At 72.2% G+C, this 13781-nt stretch carries 13 protein-coding genes and 1 tRNA gene; 6 read left to right on the top strand and 8 right to left on the bottom strand.

Translation table 11 applies throughout. From position 1 onward, the window contains the following. Positions 1 to 33: 33 nt before the first annotated feature. The 3 genes from AB0N03_RS07875 to AB0N03_RS07865 are packed head-to-tail and all read left to right on the top strand — an operon-like array spanning position 34 to position 2379. Complete coding sequence (locus tag AB0N03_RS07875) at positions 34 to 1362, top strand: NAD(P)-binding protein (RefSeq protein ID WP_364367041.1); 1329 nt, start codon at positions 34 to 36, stop codon at positions 1360 to 1362. Continuing rightward, positions 1355 to 1840 carry a DUF6187 family protein gene (locus AB0N03_RS07870; protein ID WP_364367038.1) on the top strand — a complete coding sequence of 162 codons (486 nt, stop codon included), beginning with the start codon at positions 1355 to 1357 and terminating at the stop codon, positions 1838 to 1840. Before AB0N03_RS07875 ends, AB0N03_RS07870 begins: the two co-directional genes overlap by 8 nt. Continuing rightward, on the top strand, positions 1828 to 2379 hold the full coding sequence (locus AB0N03_RS07865) for a carboxymuconolactone decarboxylase family protein (protein WP_364367035.1): 552 nt from the start codon (positions 1828 to 1830) through the stop codon (positions 2377 to 2379). The genes AB0N03_RS07870 and AB0N03_RS07865 overlap by 13 nt, the downstream gene beginning before the upstream one ends. Positions 2380 to 2420: 41 nt before the next feature. On the opposite strand, the gene AB0N03_RS07860 is transcribed toward AB0N03_RS07865, so the two are convergent. From AB0N03_RS07860 to AB0N03_RS07830, 7 genes are all read right to left on the bottom strand, one after another. Next, positions 2421 to 2882, bottom strand: coding sequence for a YceI family protein (locus AB0N03_RS07860; RefSeq protein ID WP_364367033.1), 462 nt, complete (start codon positions 2880 to 2882; stop codon positions 2421 to 2423). 201 nt (positions 2883 to 3083) lie between these two features. Next, a complete protein-coding gene (locus AB0N03_RS07855) occupies positions 3084 to 4157 on the bottom strand; it encodes a nucleotide disphospho-sugar-binding domain-containing protein (RefSeq protein ID WP_364367176.1) in 1074 nt (357 codons plus the stop codon). Between the two features lie 82 nt (positions 4158 to 4239). Beyond that, positions 4240 to 4842 carry a dTDP-4-dehydrorhamnose 3,5-epimerase family protein gene (locus AB0N03_RS07850; RefSeq protein WP_364367030.1) on the bottom strand — a complete coding sequence of 201 codons (603 nt, stop codon included), beginning with the start codon at positions 4840 to 4842 and terminating at the stop codon, positions 4240 to 4242. A gap of 729 nt (positions 4843 to 5571) precedes the next feature. Beyond that, positions 5572 to 5648, bottom strand: a tRNA-Arg gene (locus AB0N03_RS07845). 224 nt (positions 5649 to 5872) lie between these two features. Continuing rightward, positions 5873 to 6001, bottom strand: coding sequence for a hypothetical protein (locus AB0N03_RS07840; protein ID WP_284742184.1), 129 nt, complete (start codon positions 5999 to 6001; stop codon positions 5873 to 5875). A gap of 843 nt (positions 6002 to 6844) precedes the next feature. Beyond that, positions 6845 to 7219 carry a peptidase inhibitor family I36 protein gene (locus AB0N03_RS07835; protein ID WP_364367027.1) on the bottom strand — a complete coding sequence of 125 codons (375 nt, stop codon included), beginning with the start codon at positions 7217 to 7219 and terminating at the stop codon, positions 6845 to 6847. Positions 7220 to 7395: 176 nt separating this feature from the next. Further along, complete coding sequence (locus AB0N03_RS07830) at positions 7396 to 8451, bottom strand: LacI family DNA-binding transcriptional regulator (RefSeq protein ID WP_364367024.1); 1056 nt, start codon at positions 8449 to 8451, stop codon at positions 7396 to 7398. A gap of 51 nt (positions 8452 to 8502) precedes the next feature. On the opposite strand from AB0N03_RS07830, the gene AB0N03_RS07825 reads away from it, so the two are divergent. Both AB0N03_RS07825 and AB0N03_RS07820 read left to right on the top strand, forming a co-directional pair. Continuing rightward, complete coding sequence (locus tag AB0N03_RS07825) at positions 8503 to 9681, top strand: MFS transporter (RefSeq protein WP_364367021.1); 1179 nt, start codon at positions 8503 to 8505, stop codon at positions 9679 to 9681. Between the two features lie 197 nt (positions 9682 to 9878). Beyond that, positions 9879 to 11030, top strand: a complete 1152-nt coding sequence (locus tag AB0N03_RS07820; protein WP_364367173.1) for an ATP-binding protein — start codon at positions 9879 to 9881, stop codon at positions 11028 to 11030. On the opposite strand, the gene AB0N03_RS07815 is transcribed toward AB0N03_RS07820, so the two are convergent. Continuing rightward, on the bottom strand, positions 11004 to 11642 hold the full coding sequence (locus AB0N03_RS07815; protein ID WP_364367018.1) for a histidine phosphatase family protein: 639 nt from the start codon (positions 11640 to 11642) through the stop codon (positions 11004 to 11006). The two genes, AB0N03_RS07820 and AB0N03_RS07815, sit on opposite strands and share 27 nt — an antisense overlap. 56 nt (positions 11643 to 11698) lie before the next feature. On the opposite strand from AB0N03_RS07815, the gene AB0N03_RS07810 reads away from it, so the two are divergent. Beyond that, positions 11699 to 13717: a cytochrome c oxidase assembly protein gene (locus AB0N03_RS07810; protein ID WP_364367015.1), complete on the top strand. Its 2019-nt coding sequence runs from the start codon at positions 11699 to 11701 to the stop codon at positions 13715 to 13717. Positions 13718 to 13781: the final 64 nt, after the last annotated feature.

The raw sequence follows: 13781 nt of genomic DNA, 5'->3' as shown, positions 1-13781 counted from the left end.
CCCGGTCCCGGACTCGGGCGTGAGGGGAAGTTCGTGATCAAGTTCGTCCCGGAACCGCACCTGCTTGACTCACCCCGCGGCCGTGACTGGCCGCGGTTGCCCGCCCCGCCGGCCGCGGGCCGCGAAGCCCGGCCGCCCGCGACCGCGGAGGTCGTCGTCGTCGGGGCGGGGCCCGCCGGGCTCGCCGTGACGTCGGCGCTGTGGCACCACGGCGTCCGCGACGTCGTGGTGCTCGACCGTGACGGCCGCCCGTGCGGGCGGTTCTTCGACCGGATCGACCGGCTCGGCCAGCGTGTCCTGCGCTCGCCCTACGAGCACCACCCGGGAGTCGAGGGCTACCGCGACTGCGAGCTGGTCGACTTCGCCCGGCTGCACTGGGCGCGGTTGACCCCGGTCGAGCGCCGGGAGATCCGGATGTCGCAGGCCGGCCACCGGTCCGTCGTGCCGGTGGACGTCTTCGAGGCCTACTGCGCGCATCTGGCGGCGAGCCACCACGTCGGCGAGAAGACGTGGCGGGGCGAGGTCCGCGAGGTGCTGCCCGCCGCCGACGCGGTCACGGTGCACGCCGGCGCCTTCACCGTCACCGCCCGCCACGTCGTGCTCTGCCTCGGCGAGGAACGGCGCCCGGCCCCGGATTCGTGGTGGGGCGGCGGCCCGACACCTCCCGGGATCTCGTACTGGGACGAGCCCGTGCCGGACGGCGGGCGGCAGATCGTCGTCGGTGCCGGGCTGACCGCCGCGCACCTGATCACCAACGCGCTTTCGGCCGGGCGGGAGGTGCACTGGGTGCTGCGCGACCCCGGCGAGCGGTACCAGTGCGCCGACGTCAACTCGACGTTCTTCCGCCCGGAGGGTCGCAAGCGGTTCGACAGCGTCGGCTGGGACGACCGGCTCGCCCTGATGAGCCAGTTCCGCCGGGCGTCGATCATGTTCGAGTTCCAGCCCTTGCTCCGGCAAGCCGAAGCGGACGGCCGGCTGGTCGTCTACCGCGGCGAAACCGTGGCCCGGATCGCGACCGGCGTCGGCGGGACGGTGACGGTGCGCCTCGCGAGCGGCCGCCGGATCGCCGGCGACCACGCCGTCCTGGCGCTGGGCACGGCACCGTCGATCGGCGACGGCCTGCTGCCCGCCGAACTGGTCGGCGAGCGCGACGGATGGCCGGCCCTGGACGAGCGCACCCTGGTCTTCGAGCGCGCCCCCCGCGTTTCGGCGGTCGGCGCCGCCACGGCGATGGTCCTCGGCCCGGCGGCCCGGAACATCGATGGGCACCGCGTGGCGACGACCCGGGCGGCCGCGGCCATCGCGGCCGCCGTCCGCGAGGAAAGCCCCGTCCGGACGCTCCGGGAGGCCGTCGGTGTCTGAGCCCGCCGACAGCCGGTTCGCCCTGCCCGACGTCGACGCGCCCCCCGACAACCGGTTCGCCCTGCCCGACGTCGACGCGCCCGCCGACGTCGAGGTCGGCATCATCCTGCTCGGCCTCGATCCCGACCGCCTGCTCGGCGGGCTGGGCCTGGCGCGGATCGCCGACGATCCCGCGCTGGTCACCCAGCTGGTCGACCAGGTGCGCCACGGGGGGAGCAGCTTCGACCTGGCGGGCCTGGTCGCGCTCGGCCGGGCCCACTGGCGCTCGGTGCGCTCCGCCCTCGGCGAGCCGGCGGCGGACACCCCGGGCTCGCTCCGCCAGGAGTGGGTCAAGACCGCCGCGCGCGTCGCCGCCGTCGCGCCCGGTGCGGGCCACGCTTCGATCGCGTACCTGACCGCGTGCGTGCTGCGCCGCGCGGACGTCGATCCCCGTGCCGACGCACCCTCGAACGGAAAGGACCCACGATGTCCTACCTGAAGTCCCTGCCGGCCGAGACGACCCTGCTCCAGGTGTTCCAGGCCTACCCCGAGCCGGCCCGGCACCTGCTGGCCTTCCACGAGCTGGTGCTGCGCGGCGAGTCCCCGTTCACGCCGGGCGAGCGCGAGCTGATCGCGGCTTACGTGTCCGGCGTGAACAGTTGCGACTACTGCCACGGCATCCACACCGTCACCGCCGAGGCGTTCGGCATCCCGGAGGGCACGCTGGCGGCGGCACTCGCCGACCTCGAGTCCGCTCCGGTGGACGCCCGCCTCAAGCCGGTGCTCGCCTACGTGGGCAAGCTGACGAGGACGCCGTCGAAAATGACCGACGCGGACGCCGAAGCGGTCTTCGCGGCCGGCTGGGACGAGCGTGCGCTCCACGACGCCGTTCTGGTCTGCGCCCTGTTCAACTTCATGAACCGGATGGTCGAGGGACTCGGCATCCGCGCCGCCGAGGGCTACACGACGACCTCGGGCGAGCGGCTGAAGAACGCGGGCTACGCGGGTCTGGCGGAGTTGCTCGACGCCCCGGCCTGACCGGGTGCGGGCCGGGCTCACGAGCCCGGCCCGCCTGCTCGTCAGGTGTTGAGAACGGCTTCGATGTCCAGCGTGATGTCGACCTTGTCGCCGATGACGACCTTGCTGCCGTCGACCGCGAGGCCGAAGGTGAGCCCGAAGTCGGAGCGCTTGATCGTGGCCCGCCCTTCGAAGCCGATGCGGGTTTCACCCTCGAGACCGGTCGGGTCGATGCCGAGCAGCTCGAGCCGGATGTCGACCGGCCGGGTGGTGTCCACGATCGTGAGGTCGCCGGTGAGCACCCAGTGCTCCCCGTCCGGACGCAGTCCGGTGCTGACGAACCGCATCTTCGTGTTCTGGTCGGTCCGGAACCAGTCGGCCGAGCGCAGGTGGTCGTCACGCATCTTGAGGCCGGTGTCGACCGAAGCCAGGTCGATGTCGGCGGTGACGGTCGACCGGGCCGGGTCGTCGGCGGTCACGATCTGCGCGGTGAATTCGGTGAAACTGCCGCGCACCTTGCTCATCAGGTGCCGGACGGAGAACCCACCGCGGAGTGGAAGTGGTCGACGGTCCACGTGCCGGCGATCCACTCCGGAACCGCCGCCGGATCCACCGTGGCCTCGCTCATGAAAGTCCTCCCCGTGCGCTCGTGGTGCCTCTCAGCCGACCTTGACACCGTCCCCCTCCGGAAGGCACCTTCGCCCGTGCTCTGTTCCGGCGGGTATTCATCCGCCCAGCGCCTCGAGATCGGCGACGACATCGAGAGGTGAGAGCTGTGCCGCCATCTCGCGGGCGACGGCCGCGGCAGCCGTGGCGAACGCGGGCGTGCCGAGCAGTTCTTCGCAATGCGCGGCCACGGCTCTCGGGGTGACTTCGTCGGGCAGCATCCTGATCCCCGCGCCGGCCTTGGCGACCGCGTCCGCGTTCTCGAACTGGTCGTCGAACTGCGGCAGCGCCAGTTGTGGCACACCGGCGGAGAAGGCGGTCAGCGTGGTTCCCTGGCCGCCGTGCTGGATCAGCACATCGCAGGCGCCGAGCACCTGGTGCAGCGGCATCCGGCCGGCCTGGCTGACGTTCTCCGGCAAGGGACCCCAGGAGGCCATGGCCCGCTCGTCGACCGCGATCACCACGTCGACGTCCAGCCGCCCGAGCTCCCGCACGACGGCCAGCATTTTCCCGTGCAGGTCGGGAATTCCGAAAAGCGGAACCAGCGTGCCGAGCGTCAGGCAGATCCTGGGCTTCGTGCGCGGCGCCAGCACCCAGTCGGGAACGTCCGCGGTGCCGTTGTAGGACACGTGCCGGAAGCTCAGCTGGCCCGTCGCGTGCGGCAGGCGCAGGCTGGGTGGCCACGGGCTCAGCGACAGAGCGGGCTCGGGAATAGCCAGTCCCGCCGCGACCGGCGAGCCGGCGAGCACCTCGACCGCACCCGCGCGGTACTCCGGCAGTTCGGCCACACCCCAGCGCACGTCGGCCAACGGCGTTCCGTGCGCGGCCGCGGCGAGCGGGCCGGCGAACTCGGCACGCTCGCTCAGCACGACATCGGGCCGCCAGGCGTCCACAATGGACAGCATGCGCGGGAGCGTCGCGGCGGCGATCCGCCCGAATACCCGGCCGTGCACGTGCCGCCGCTGTTCGATCGGGTGCGTGGACAGGTCCGGGCCCAGCTCGACGAAGTCCATCGGCGGCCCGCTCGACACCGCGGGCAGCCCGGACCGCAGGACAGTGTCGACGAAGTTTTCCGGGACGGCGACCAGCACCTCGTGCCCCGCCGCCCGGCAGGCCCAGGCGAGCGGGACCAGCGGGAAGAAGTGCCCGAGCAGCGGCTCGGTGGTGAACAGGATCCGAATGATTGGCTCCGATCTCGGTAACCGGCATGCCCGGTCAGTGCCCCAAGGCCACTTCGGCGGCTTTGCACTTGTCGTAGTGCGGAAGCAATCCGCGTTCCCGGGCTTCGGCGAGCGTCGGCGCGACTCGGTCGCGAGCGGACAGGATCGGTGTGAGGTCCTGCGGCAGCGGAAGTCCGAGCTCGGGGTCCGTCACCGAGAGCGCGAGCTCGTTCTCCGGCACGTACTCCCCGGAAAACAGGTAGGACATCACGGTGTCGTCCTGCAACGCGATGAACGCGTGGCCGACGCCGACCAGGAAGTAGACCGCACGGAAGTGCTCCTGATCGACCCCCACGGCATCCCAGTTGCCGAAGGTCGGTGAATCGACGCGGATGTCCACGACGACATCGATCGCCGATCCCCAGGGGCAGTAGACGTATTTGGCACAGCCGGGCGGCGTCGCCGTGAAGTGCACACCCCGGACCACGCCCCGGCGCGACCGGCTGTGACTGGTCTGGGCCACGCTGAAGAGCCGCCGACCGGTGGCCAGCCGGAACGGCGTCTCCTGGAACGGCGAGACGAAGAGGCCGCGATCGTCTGAAATCGGGTTCGGCGTGATTTCCAGGGCACCTTCGACGGAAAGCTCACGTATCTGCATCGCTGTCCCCGCTCAAGAGTGACTCCCACGATGTTCGGACTGCGCCTGGATTCACCGCAGCAAGCGTGGCACCGGCACAACCGGGCCGGCGTCTTCAGCCATGCTGTTCGCCGCCGGGCGATGGCGGGTGGCGCTTCGCGCGCGGTGTCACCGGACCGCTGTCCTTGTGGAGACAAGACCGCCGGGCTCCGGTGGTCCGGTCCTCTTGCCCGCCCTGCCCGCTCGCCGGCGTCAAGCCGCGTCCGATGTGGAGGGCGGGTGCTCCGTTGGCTCTTCGGGCGTTCGGGGCGGTGGTTCCGGAGTGGGGCGGGCACGGTCGGCGAGGTGGCTGAGCTTGGTCAAGTGGCGTTGGACCAGCCCGGCGCGGCGGGCTTCGTCGAGCGCTGTCCGGGTGATGGTGTTCTGCCGTCGTCGGCGGTGACGACCGCCGGGTGCTTCCTGGTGCACTGTGGGTCTCCTTTCCGTTCGGTGCTTCACTCGATCGTGGGGTGCGTGCGCGCACCGAAGCCGCGGTCGATCGGTCAGGTAACAAGGTTGTTTCGGGAAGAACTCGTTCGGGACCCACTGGGCCACCTGGGCGCTTACGCGGTGCGCCTTCCGGAGTCCTGCACGCGAGAGGGGACGAGACGCGGGACCGTCCACAGTGGGAGTACGGCCGAGGCGACGAGTGTGGGCCCGATCACTGGCCCGGGGCACGCCGTGCGCTGCTGCGCACGGCGTCTTCCCTGGTGGCGCCCCCGGCAGGACTCGAACCTGCGACCTAGAGATTAGAAGGCTCTTGCTCTATCCAGCTGAGCTACGAGGGCCCGCGCCGACGGCTGCTGCCGGTAACCCGGCACCGGCAGCTTAGTCGTCGCCATCCTCTCGATCGTTCGACACCGGCGAATCGTTTCAGGTCTCGTTCGACGGAATTCGGAAGTTCGGGGGAAGCGTCGTCGAGAGCGTGGTGCAGATCTCCTTGAGTGTCGGGTGCGGTGCTGAGGGTGACCGAGCGGGCTACCCGGCGGGCCTCGAACCTGTAATCTGGCGATCAGAAGGCTCTTGCTGTGTCCAGCCCGACCACGCTCGCCCGCACGACCAGCGGCCGGGCAGGCAGCGCCGCGAGCGTCCGCACGCCGCTGCCTCCCTGCCGCGGCGGGCGGCGCGGTGGTCGCCTCACCTGCATGAATGTGGTCTCGGCGCACTTGCGAGCCTCCCGGTTGCTGTCTGCGGCGGCCGGTCTGGGGCGCTGAGCCGGCTGCTTAGGTCATTGCGGGGTCCCCGCCGCGGTGGGCGGGTGTCGGGGTCGCCGAACTGGTCAAGGTGGCTGCCGTGGGTGGTTGCCGCGGTGACTGGGTGGTGGCCGTCGCCGAACCGGGGTTGAGCGGGCCGCCGTGGGCGGCTGTCGTGGTGGGCGGGTGTTGGGTCCCTAGCTGGTCGGAGCGGCCGCCGGGTGCGTGCCGTGGTAGACGGGCTTGGTCGCCGGGCCGGTTGACGTGGCTGCCGGCGGTGCCTGTCTGAGTCGCTGAACTGGTCGAGGCGGACGCTGTGGGCCCTTGCCGCTGTAGACGGGGGCGGACTGGTTGGCGGGGTTGCCGAATCGGCCGAGGCGACCGTTGGAGTACTTGCCGTGTGAGCGGGCAGGGGCCGTCGGCGGATCGGTTGAGGTGGGCGCCATGGGACCTGGGCGGTGGCTGTCGGCGGACCGGTTGAGGTGGGCCCCAGGGCAGCCGACCGCGGCCGTTGTCGGGGATCGACCTGTTGGTCCCGGCGGCAGCCGCCGCTGGGCTGGCTCAGGCGCCGTCTCAGGCGTCTGTGGGCGCCCCAGCCGCCTTCGGCCCCCGGCGCGGGCCTGAACCGCCGTCAGACGGCTTGTGGGAAGCCCGTGGGCGCGCCCCGCCGCTGGGGCGCGCCCACGGGGTGGGGCCGCTGTCGGGGGAGCGGCCCCGGTCGGGTCCGGCCGCCGCCGCGAGCCGGCTCTCCCCTGGGAGCGGACGGCGGTGCGGGCCCGGGTCTCAGGTCGTCACTCCCAGATCTGGATCCCGCGGACCAGGAACGGCGCGTCCGGCACGAACGTGCCGCCACCCGGGTAGGTGACGAAATCTCCCTCGGTGGAGCATTCCTCGCTCTGGTACACCGTGACGTCCCGCGTCAGCAGATTCGCGAACGACGACCCGGCGAATCCCTCGGGCAGGGGAATGCATTCCCCGGGATTCGCGGTGCGCAGGTCGAATCGCTGGGCTTTGCCGCCGTAGTCACCCGTCGGCCACAAGCAGAATTCACCCTTCTGGCACCCCGGATCGGACGCGGCCTGAGCGGTTCCGACGCTGGTCAGCAGCCCCAGTGCGGCCAGGATCAGCAGGTGCGGCAGCCGGGCGCGGAGACGGCGTGAAGACATCGTGGATTTCCCCTCTGGAATCGCGGCCTTCGCGGGCCGCGGTGAACTGGTGATTCCAGATTGGCGGGCGGCGGAAGATTTGTCAGCCCGCGATTTCGAATCTGTGGACGGGTGGCCGGCCGGAAACCGGTTGTCCACAGATCCGCGAACGGTATTGCGAGCGACAGAAGACGGTGCTAAGCGGGGCCGGTGCTGCCCCGCACCACGAGCGAAACCGGCACCTCGGCCGGCGGGGGCACCGAGCCGCCGGTCAGCAGCCGCAGCACCAGCTCCCCGGCGATCCGCCCCTTCGTCGCCAGATCCTGCCGGACCGTCGTCAGCGGCGGCGAAGACCACGACGCCGGCGGGCTGTCGTCGAAGCCGACCACTGAAAGCTCGTCCGGCACGCCGATCCCGAGCTGGCCGGCCGCGGCCAGCACCGCCAGCGCCAGCTGGTCGGACATGCACAGCAGCGCGGTCGGCCGCGGCGTCCGCCCGAGCAGCGCGAACGCCCCGGTCAGCGCGCTCTCCACGCTGAGCCCGGCCGCCTCCTCGATGACCACCGAAGCCGAGCCCAGTTCGTCCAGGTACCCCGCCAGCCGCTCGCGGGTGTCGCGGAACAAGGCGCCGGCCGCCGCACCCGGCTCCAACGGACCCCCACCCGGCGTGACCCGGCTGCACGCGGCGAAGATCCCGAACCGCCGGTGCCCCAGCGCGACGAGGTGGCGCGCGGCCAGCGCCGCCCCCAGCCGGTCCTGACAGCCGATCCGCGCGACGCCGGGCAGCAACGGCTGGTCGACGACCACCAGCGGGAGCGCCCGCGCCCGCACCGAATCCAGCGCCGGGGCGCCGTCGGCCAGCGAATACGCGACCGCGATGTCGGCCTGCGCCGTCAGCACGCGCGCGGCCGGCGGCCCACCCGAAGCGCCACCCGGCAGGAGCAGCAACGCGTGCCCGTGCGGGTCCACCACCCGGGCCAGCGCGTCCAGCGTCACCGACAGCGCGGGGTCGGAGAACGCCGTCGACAGCGACGTGTCCAGCAGGACCGCGATCGCCCCGGTCCGGCTGGTCGCGAGGCTGCGCGCGGTCGGGTCCGGGCCGGCGTAGCCGAGTTCCGCCGCCACCCGCAGCACCTCGCCCCGCAGCCGGTCGGACAGCTGGTCAGGCCGGTTGTACGCGTTGGAAACCGTGGCCCGCGAGACGCCGACGGCCGAGGCGACGTCGTCGAGCGTCGGACGGCGGCGCCGGGTCATCCGCGCAGTCTAGCCATGGACTTTCTGAAGCGCTTCAGTCACGCTGGAGACATGCAGCGGGACCGGGTCGCGGTATTCGTCGTCTTCGCGCTCAACGGCCTCGCGCTGGGCTCCTGGGCCTCGCGCACGCCCGCGCTGGCGGCGCAGGTGCACGCCTCACCGGGGGTCTTCGGCCTGGCGCTGCTCGGCGCCAGCGCCGGGATGCTCGCCGCCGCGTCGGTGGCCGGCCGGATCATCGAGCGGGCCGGCGCCCGCGTGGTCGTCGCCGGCAGCACCGTCAGCGCGGCCGGCTCGATGGTGCTGGTCGGCTTCGCGCCGACCGTGCCTTTGCTGGCCGGCGCCCTGCTCCTGATCGGCGCGAGCGTCGGGATGCTCGACGTCGCGATGAACGTCGCCGCGGTGGCCGTCGAACGCCGGATCCGCCGCCCGATCATGCCGGAGTTCCACGCGGGCTTCAGCGTCGGCGCACTCGTCGGTTCGTTGGCCGCGGGTCTCGCCGCCGGCCACGGCTGGCCGCCGGGACGCCACCTGAGCGTGGCCGCCGTGGTCGCCGTCGCGGTGCTGGTCTTCGTGATCCGCACGGTCCCCGGCAGCCGTCCCGAGCACCGCGAAGAAGCCGCGCCGAGCCGCGCGCCGATCCGCCGTCCGGTGCTGTGGCTGCTCGCCGCGGTCACGCTGTGCTCGGCGATCGCGGAAGGCGCGTCTTCGGACTGGGCCGCCTTGCTGATGACGGCCGAACGCGGCGTCGGCCAGGGCGCCGCGGCGCTCGCGTTCGCCGGCTTCCAGCTGGTCATGGCGCTGACCCGGCTCGCCGGTTCGTGGGCGCAACGCCGGTTCGGCCCCACCCGCTGCCTCGCCGCGGGTTCGGGGCTGGCCGCCGTCGGGCTGCTCGCCGCGGCCACGATTCCGGTCGCCGCCGCCGGTTATGCCGGCTTCGCGCTCGCGGGCGCGGGTCTCGCCGCGTCCTTCCCGCTCGCCTTGAGCCTCGCGGGCGACGCCGGCAAGCGCGGCGACGGCACCGGTGGCGAACGCGAGATCGGCTTTGTCACGGCCATCGCCTACACCGGGTTCCTCGGCGGGCCGCCGATCGTCGGCGGCATCGCGCAGGTATCGAACTACAGCGTGGCGTTCGGGTTCGTCGGACTCGTCGCCGCGCTGATCCTGCCCGCCGCCCTCGGCGCCCGGCGGGCCCGGAAGCGGGAGGCGGCCGCGTTGGCGGCCGAATCGTGACAAAAAGCCGGGAGCCGTGGGCTTCCGGCCCGCGTCTCTTCCCCATACGGCCCCTATCGCCGAAGCCCCGTTGACAGTGCGGAACCAGGCGGGGCAAGCTGAGCGTGTCGTTAGCTGAAATGAATGTATCGACGTTACGAGTTCAGGTGGGCTGGTCAGGGTAGGGGCCTTGACCCCGGGAGGACGTCGTGAGGGTTGTGCTGCTCGGCGGCGCGGGGGCGCTCGCCGGCGGAACTGGGCTCCCGCTCGTGCAGGGAGCGGTGCCGAGGCTCGTGCTCGTGCCGGTCGCGTTCCGGCTCGCGCTGTTCCTGCAAGCGGTCTGGGCCGGCGGCTCGCTGGGCGCGCCGGTGCTCGGTCTGGCCATCGCGCTTTACCTGGTGCCGAACCTGGCCGAGGTGGCCTGGGTCTTCCACCGCAGCACCGGCATCCGGCCGGTGCTCGCCGCCGACACCGCCTACACCCTCGCCACGAGCCTCGCCGCGGCGGCGTTCGCCCCCGGCCTGCTCGCCCTGACCTGGCCGAACATCATGGGCACGGTCATGGTCTGGACGCTGCTGCGCGGCGCCCCGGCGGGGGCGATCGCGATCACCGGCGCCGTGTTCCTGCGCTACGGCATGGCCGTGGTGTCCGGCACCTCGGCGCCCGCGACGTGGATCGTGCTCGCCCTGGTCGCGGCGGCCGCGACGGCGCTGGCGATCGTCATGCTCGTCGCCGGCGCGATGCGGTTCGCGCACCGGCTGGGGGAGCAGCGCGGCCGCGCCGCCGAACGCGAGCGGCACCGTCGCGACCTGCACGACACCGTCCTGCAAGTGATGGAGTCGATCGCGCTGCCGGCGCCCCGGGACGGCCTCGACCCGGTGGGCAGCCTCGACCAGGTCCGCCGCATCGCCCGCGCGCACGCCCTGCGCCTGCGGCTGAGCCTCGACGGTGACGCGCCCGCGGAGCCGGGCGGCCTCGAGCACCGCCTCGGCGCGCTGGCCGTCGAGATGACGGCGGAAGGCCTGCGGGTCGACCTGGTCTCGCTCACGAAGCCCGCTGAAGTCCCCGAGAGCGTCGTCAACTCCCTGCACGACGCGGCGCGCGAAGCGTTGCGAAACACGTTGAAGCACGCGAAGACAGTCAAAGCCGTCATGTGCCTCGAAGAGCACGACGGCGTCGTCACGGTGTCCGTGCGCGACCACGGGACCGGCTTCGACGCCGGCGCGCACCGCGCCGGGTTCGGCATCGAGAACTCGATCCACGCCCGCATGGCCGAAATCGGCGGCACCGCGCGCATCGACTCGGCGCCCGGCCAGGGCACCCGCGTCGTGCTGACCGCGCCGCTAGAGCTGAGTTTCCCCGTCGGGTGAGTCCCGCCACTGCGCGAACGGGCGATCCAGCGCCCACTTGCCGTCCTGCTCTTCGAGGACGCGGTACTCGCACGTCCCCGGGTTGGACAACGATTCGAAAAGCTCGATGCTCCAGCCGAAGAGCCGGCGGCACAGCAGCCGTACGGTGAGCCCGTGCGACACGATCAGGACCGTCTCCGGGTGACGTTCGTCGCGCAGGCGCAGGTCGGAGAGGAACGCCGCGACGCGGTCGTCGACGTCCGCGCCCGACTCGCCGAAGGGCAGCCGGTAGAAGAAGTGCCCGAACTCGTTCCGCCGCGCCTTCTGGACCTCCTGGCCGGCGGGGTCCTGGAGGTTGCCCCAGTCCTGCTCGCGCAGCCGCGGCTCCTGCAGCAGTCGCTCGCACGACGCCTCGATGTCCAGCAGCCGCAACGTTTCCCGCGTCCGCAGGTACGGGCTGACGTAGACGGCGGGCCGCTCGCCGTCGAGCAGCCGCGCGATCTCCGGCCCTGCCGCAAGCGCTTCCCGCTCGCCCTTGTCCGTCAGCGGCAGGGCGTGGTCGGGGATCCGCGTGTAGGCGAGCTCGTCGACGTTGCCGAGCGACTCGGCGTGCCGCAAGAGGATCATCTTCACGCTCCCATCCTGCCCGTCACACGGGCCTGACCGGGGCGGGGCATACCCTCTGGGACGTGTCCAGCGAGAGCGTGACGAAATCCGACGTCCCCACGCAGCGCCGGGCCAGTGTGCTGCCCCTGCTCGCGGTCGGCGTGCTGCTGGCCGCCGTCGTCGCCATCGGGCTGATCGCGCTGACCGGCGGGGCCGGTTACGTCATCGCCGGCCTGCCGGATCCGGGCCTGGTCACCAAGTACGGCATCACGGTCATGCGCGTGCTCTCCGAAGCCGCGTCGGTGATCTGCGTCGGGTCGCTGCTGCTGGCCGCGTTCCTGGTGCCGCCGCAGAAGTCCGGCACGCTCGGCCCGGAGGGCTACGGCGCCCTGCGCGCGGCCGGGATCGCCGCCTGGGTGTGGTTCGGCGCGGCCCTGCTTTCCGTCGCGTTCACCGCCGCGGACACCGCCGGGAAGCCCTTCGGCGAGGTCCTGGACCCGCAGACGCTGCTCGACCTCGTCGGCGCCATCGAGCAGCCGAAGGCCTGGCTGTGGACCGCGCTGATCGCGGTCCTCGTCGCGCTCGGCTGCCGGCTCGCGCTGTCGTGGGGCTGGACGGCGGTGCTGTTCTTCCTGGCCGTCGGCGGGCTGGTCCCGGTCGCGGTGACCGGCCACTCCGCCAGCGGCGGCTCGCACGACGTCGCCACCGACAGCCTGCTGTTCCACCTCGTCGCCGCGTCCTTCTGGGTCGGCGGGCTGGTCGCGCTGCTGGCGCTGGGCTACCGGCGCGGGAACCACCTGAGCCTGGCCGCGCAGCGGTTCTCGCGGCTGGCATTGGTCTGCTGGATCGTGATGGCGATCTCCGGCGTGGTCAACGCGCTGGTCCGGATCGGCCTGAACGACCTGTTCACCACCGACTACGGCCTCCTGGTCATCGCCAAGACAGTCGCGCTGCTGCTGCTCGGCGTCTTCGGCCACCAGCAACGCCGCAAGGGCGTCGCGGACCTCGTCGACGGCAAGGGCGGCGGCCAGCTGATGCGGCTGGCCGCGGTCGAGATCCTGATCATGTTCGTCACGATCGGGATCGCGTCCGGGCTGGCCAGGACGCCGCCACCGGCGGACGCGGTCACCCAGCCGTCGACCACCGAGCTGCTGATCGGCTACAACCTCGACGGCGCGCCGACCGTGTGGCGGCTGCTCTTCGACACCCGTTTCGACCTGGTCTACGGCACCCTCGCGCTCGTGCTCGGCGGGCTGTACCTCGCCGGCGTGCAGCGCCTGCTGCGCCGCGGCGACTCCTGGCCGGTCGGCCGCACGGTCGCCTGGATCGTCGGCTGCGTGGTGCTGCTGATCGCGACGTCGTCGGGCATCGGCCGGTACGCGCCCGCGATGTTCAGCGTCCACATGGGCAACCACATGCTGCTGTCGATGGTGGCGCCGGTGCTGTTCGTGCTCGGCGGGCCGGTGACGCTCGCGCTGCGCGCCCTGCCGGCCGCGGGCAAGGACGCCCCGCCGGGGCCGCGCGAGTGGATCGTCGCGGCGGTGCATTCGCCGGTGTCGCGGTTCCTGACCCACCCCGTGGTCGCGCTGCTGCTGTTCGTCGGCTCGTTCTACGCGCTGTACTTCTCCGGCATCTTCGACAACGCGCTGAACTACCACTGGGCGCACCTGGCGATGAACGCGCACTTCCTGCTCGCCGGGTACGTCTTCTACTGGCCGGTGATCGGCGTCGACCCGGCGCCGCGGCGGATCCCGTACCTCGGCCGGCTCGGGATGATGTTCGCCGCGATGCCGTTCCACGCGTTCTTCGGCGTGATCCTGATGAGCAAGCAGACCGTGATCGGGCAGGCGTTCTACGGCCAGCTGCACCTGCCGTGGGTGTCCGACCTGCTGACCGACCAGCGGCTCGGCGGCGGCATCGCCTGGGCGGCGGGCGAGCTCCCGGTGCTGCTGGTGCTGATCGCGCTGCTGGTGCAGTGGTCGCGCCAGGATGAGCGCGAGGCGAAGCGGCGAGACAGGCGCGAAGCGGCGACGGGTGACGAAGAGCTGAACGCCTACAACGCGATGCTGAAGAACCTCGCCGACGGCAAGCGGGCCGACTGAGTCTCGACTTCCGGTTGAGGGTGAGGCTCGGCCGGAGCCGGGCAAAACGGCGGTTTCGGTGTTC

It is taken from the genome of Amycolatopsis sp. NPDC051061 (assembly GCF_040682935.1).
Classification (GTDB): domain Bacteria; phylum Actinomycetota; class Actinomycetes; order Mycobacteriales; family Pseudonocardiaceae; genus Amycolatopsis.
Note: the sequence above shows the minus strand (reverse complement) of the source record. Positions and strands in the feature narration are given on the sequence as shown.

Excerpts from the sequence above, each read along its gene's own strand:
- AB0N03_RS07865 (WP_364367035.1), top strand. The coding sequence starts at position 1,828 with ATGTCCTACCTGAAGTCCCTGCCGGCCGAGACGACCCTGCTCCAGGTG.
- AB0N03_RS07860 (WP_364367033.1), bottom strand. The coding sequence starts at position 2,882 with ATGAGCAAGGTGCGCGGCAGTTTCACCGAATTCACCGCGCAGATCGTG.
- AB0N03_RS07850 (WP_364367030.1), bottom strand. The coding sequence starts at position 4,842 with ATGCAGATACGTGAGCTTTCCGTCGAAGGTGCCCTGGAAATCACGCCG.
- AB0N03_RS07835 (WP_364367027.1), bottom strand. The coding sequence starts at position 7,219 with ATGTCTTCACGCCGTCTCCGCGCCCGGCTGCCGCACCTGCTGATCCTG.
- AB0N03_RS07830 (WP_364367024.1), bottom strand. The coding sequence starts at position 8,451 with ATGACCCGGCGCCGCCGTCCGACGCTCGACGACGTCGCCTCGGCCGTC.
- AB0N03_RS07825 (WP_364367021.1), top strand. The coding sequence starts at position 8,503 with ATGCAGCGGGACCGGGTCGCGGTATTCGTCGTCTTCGCGCTCAACGGC.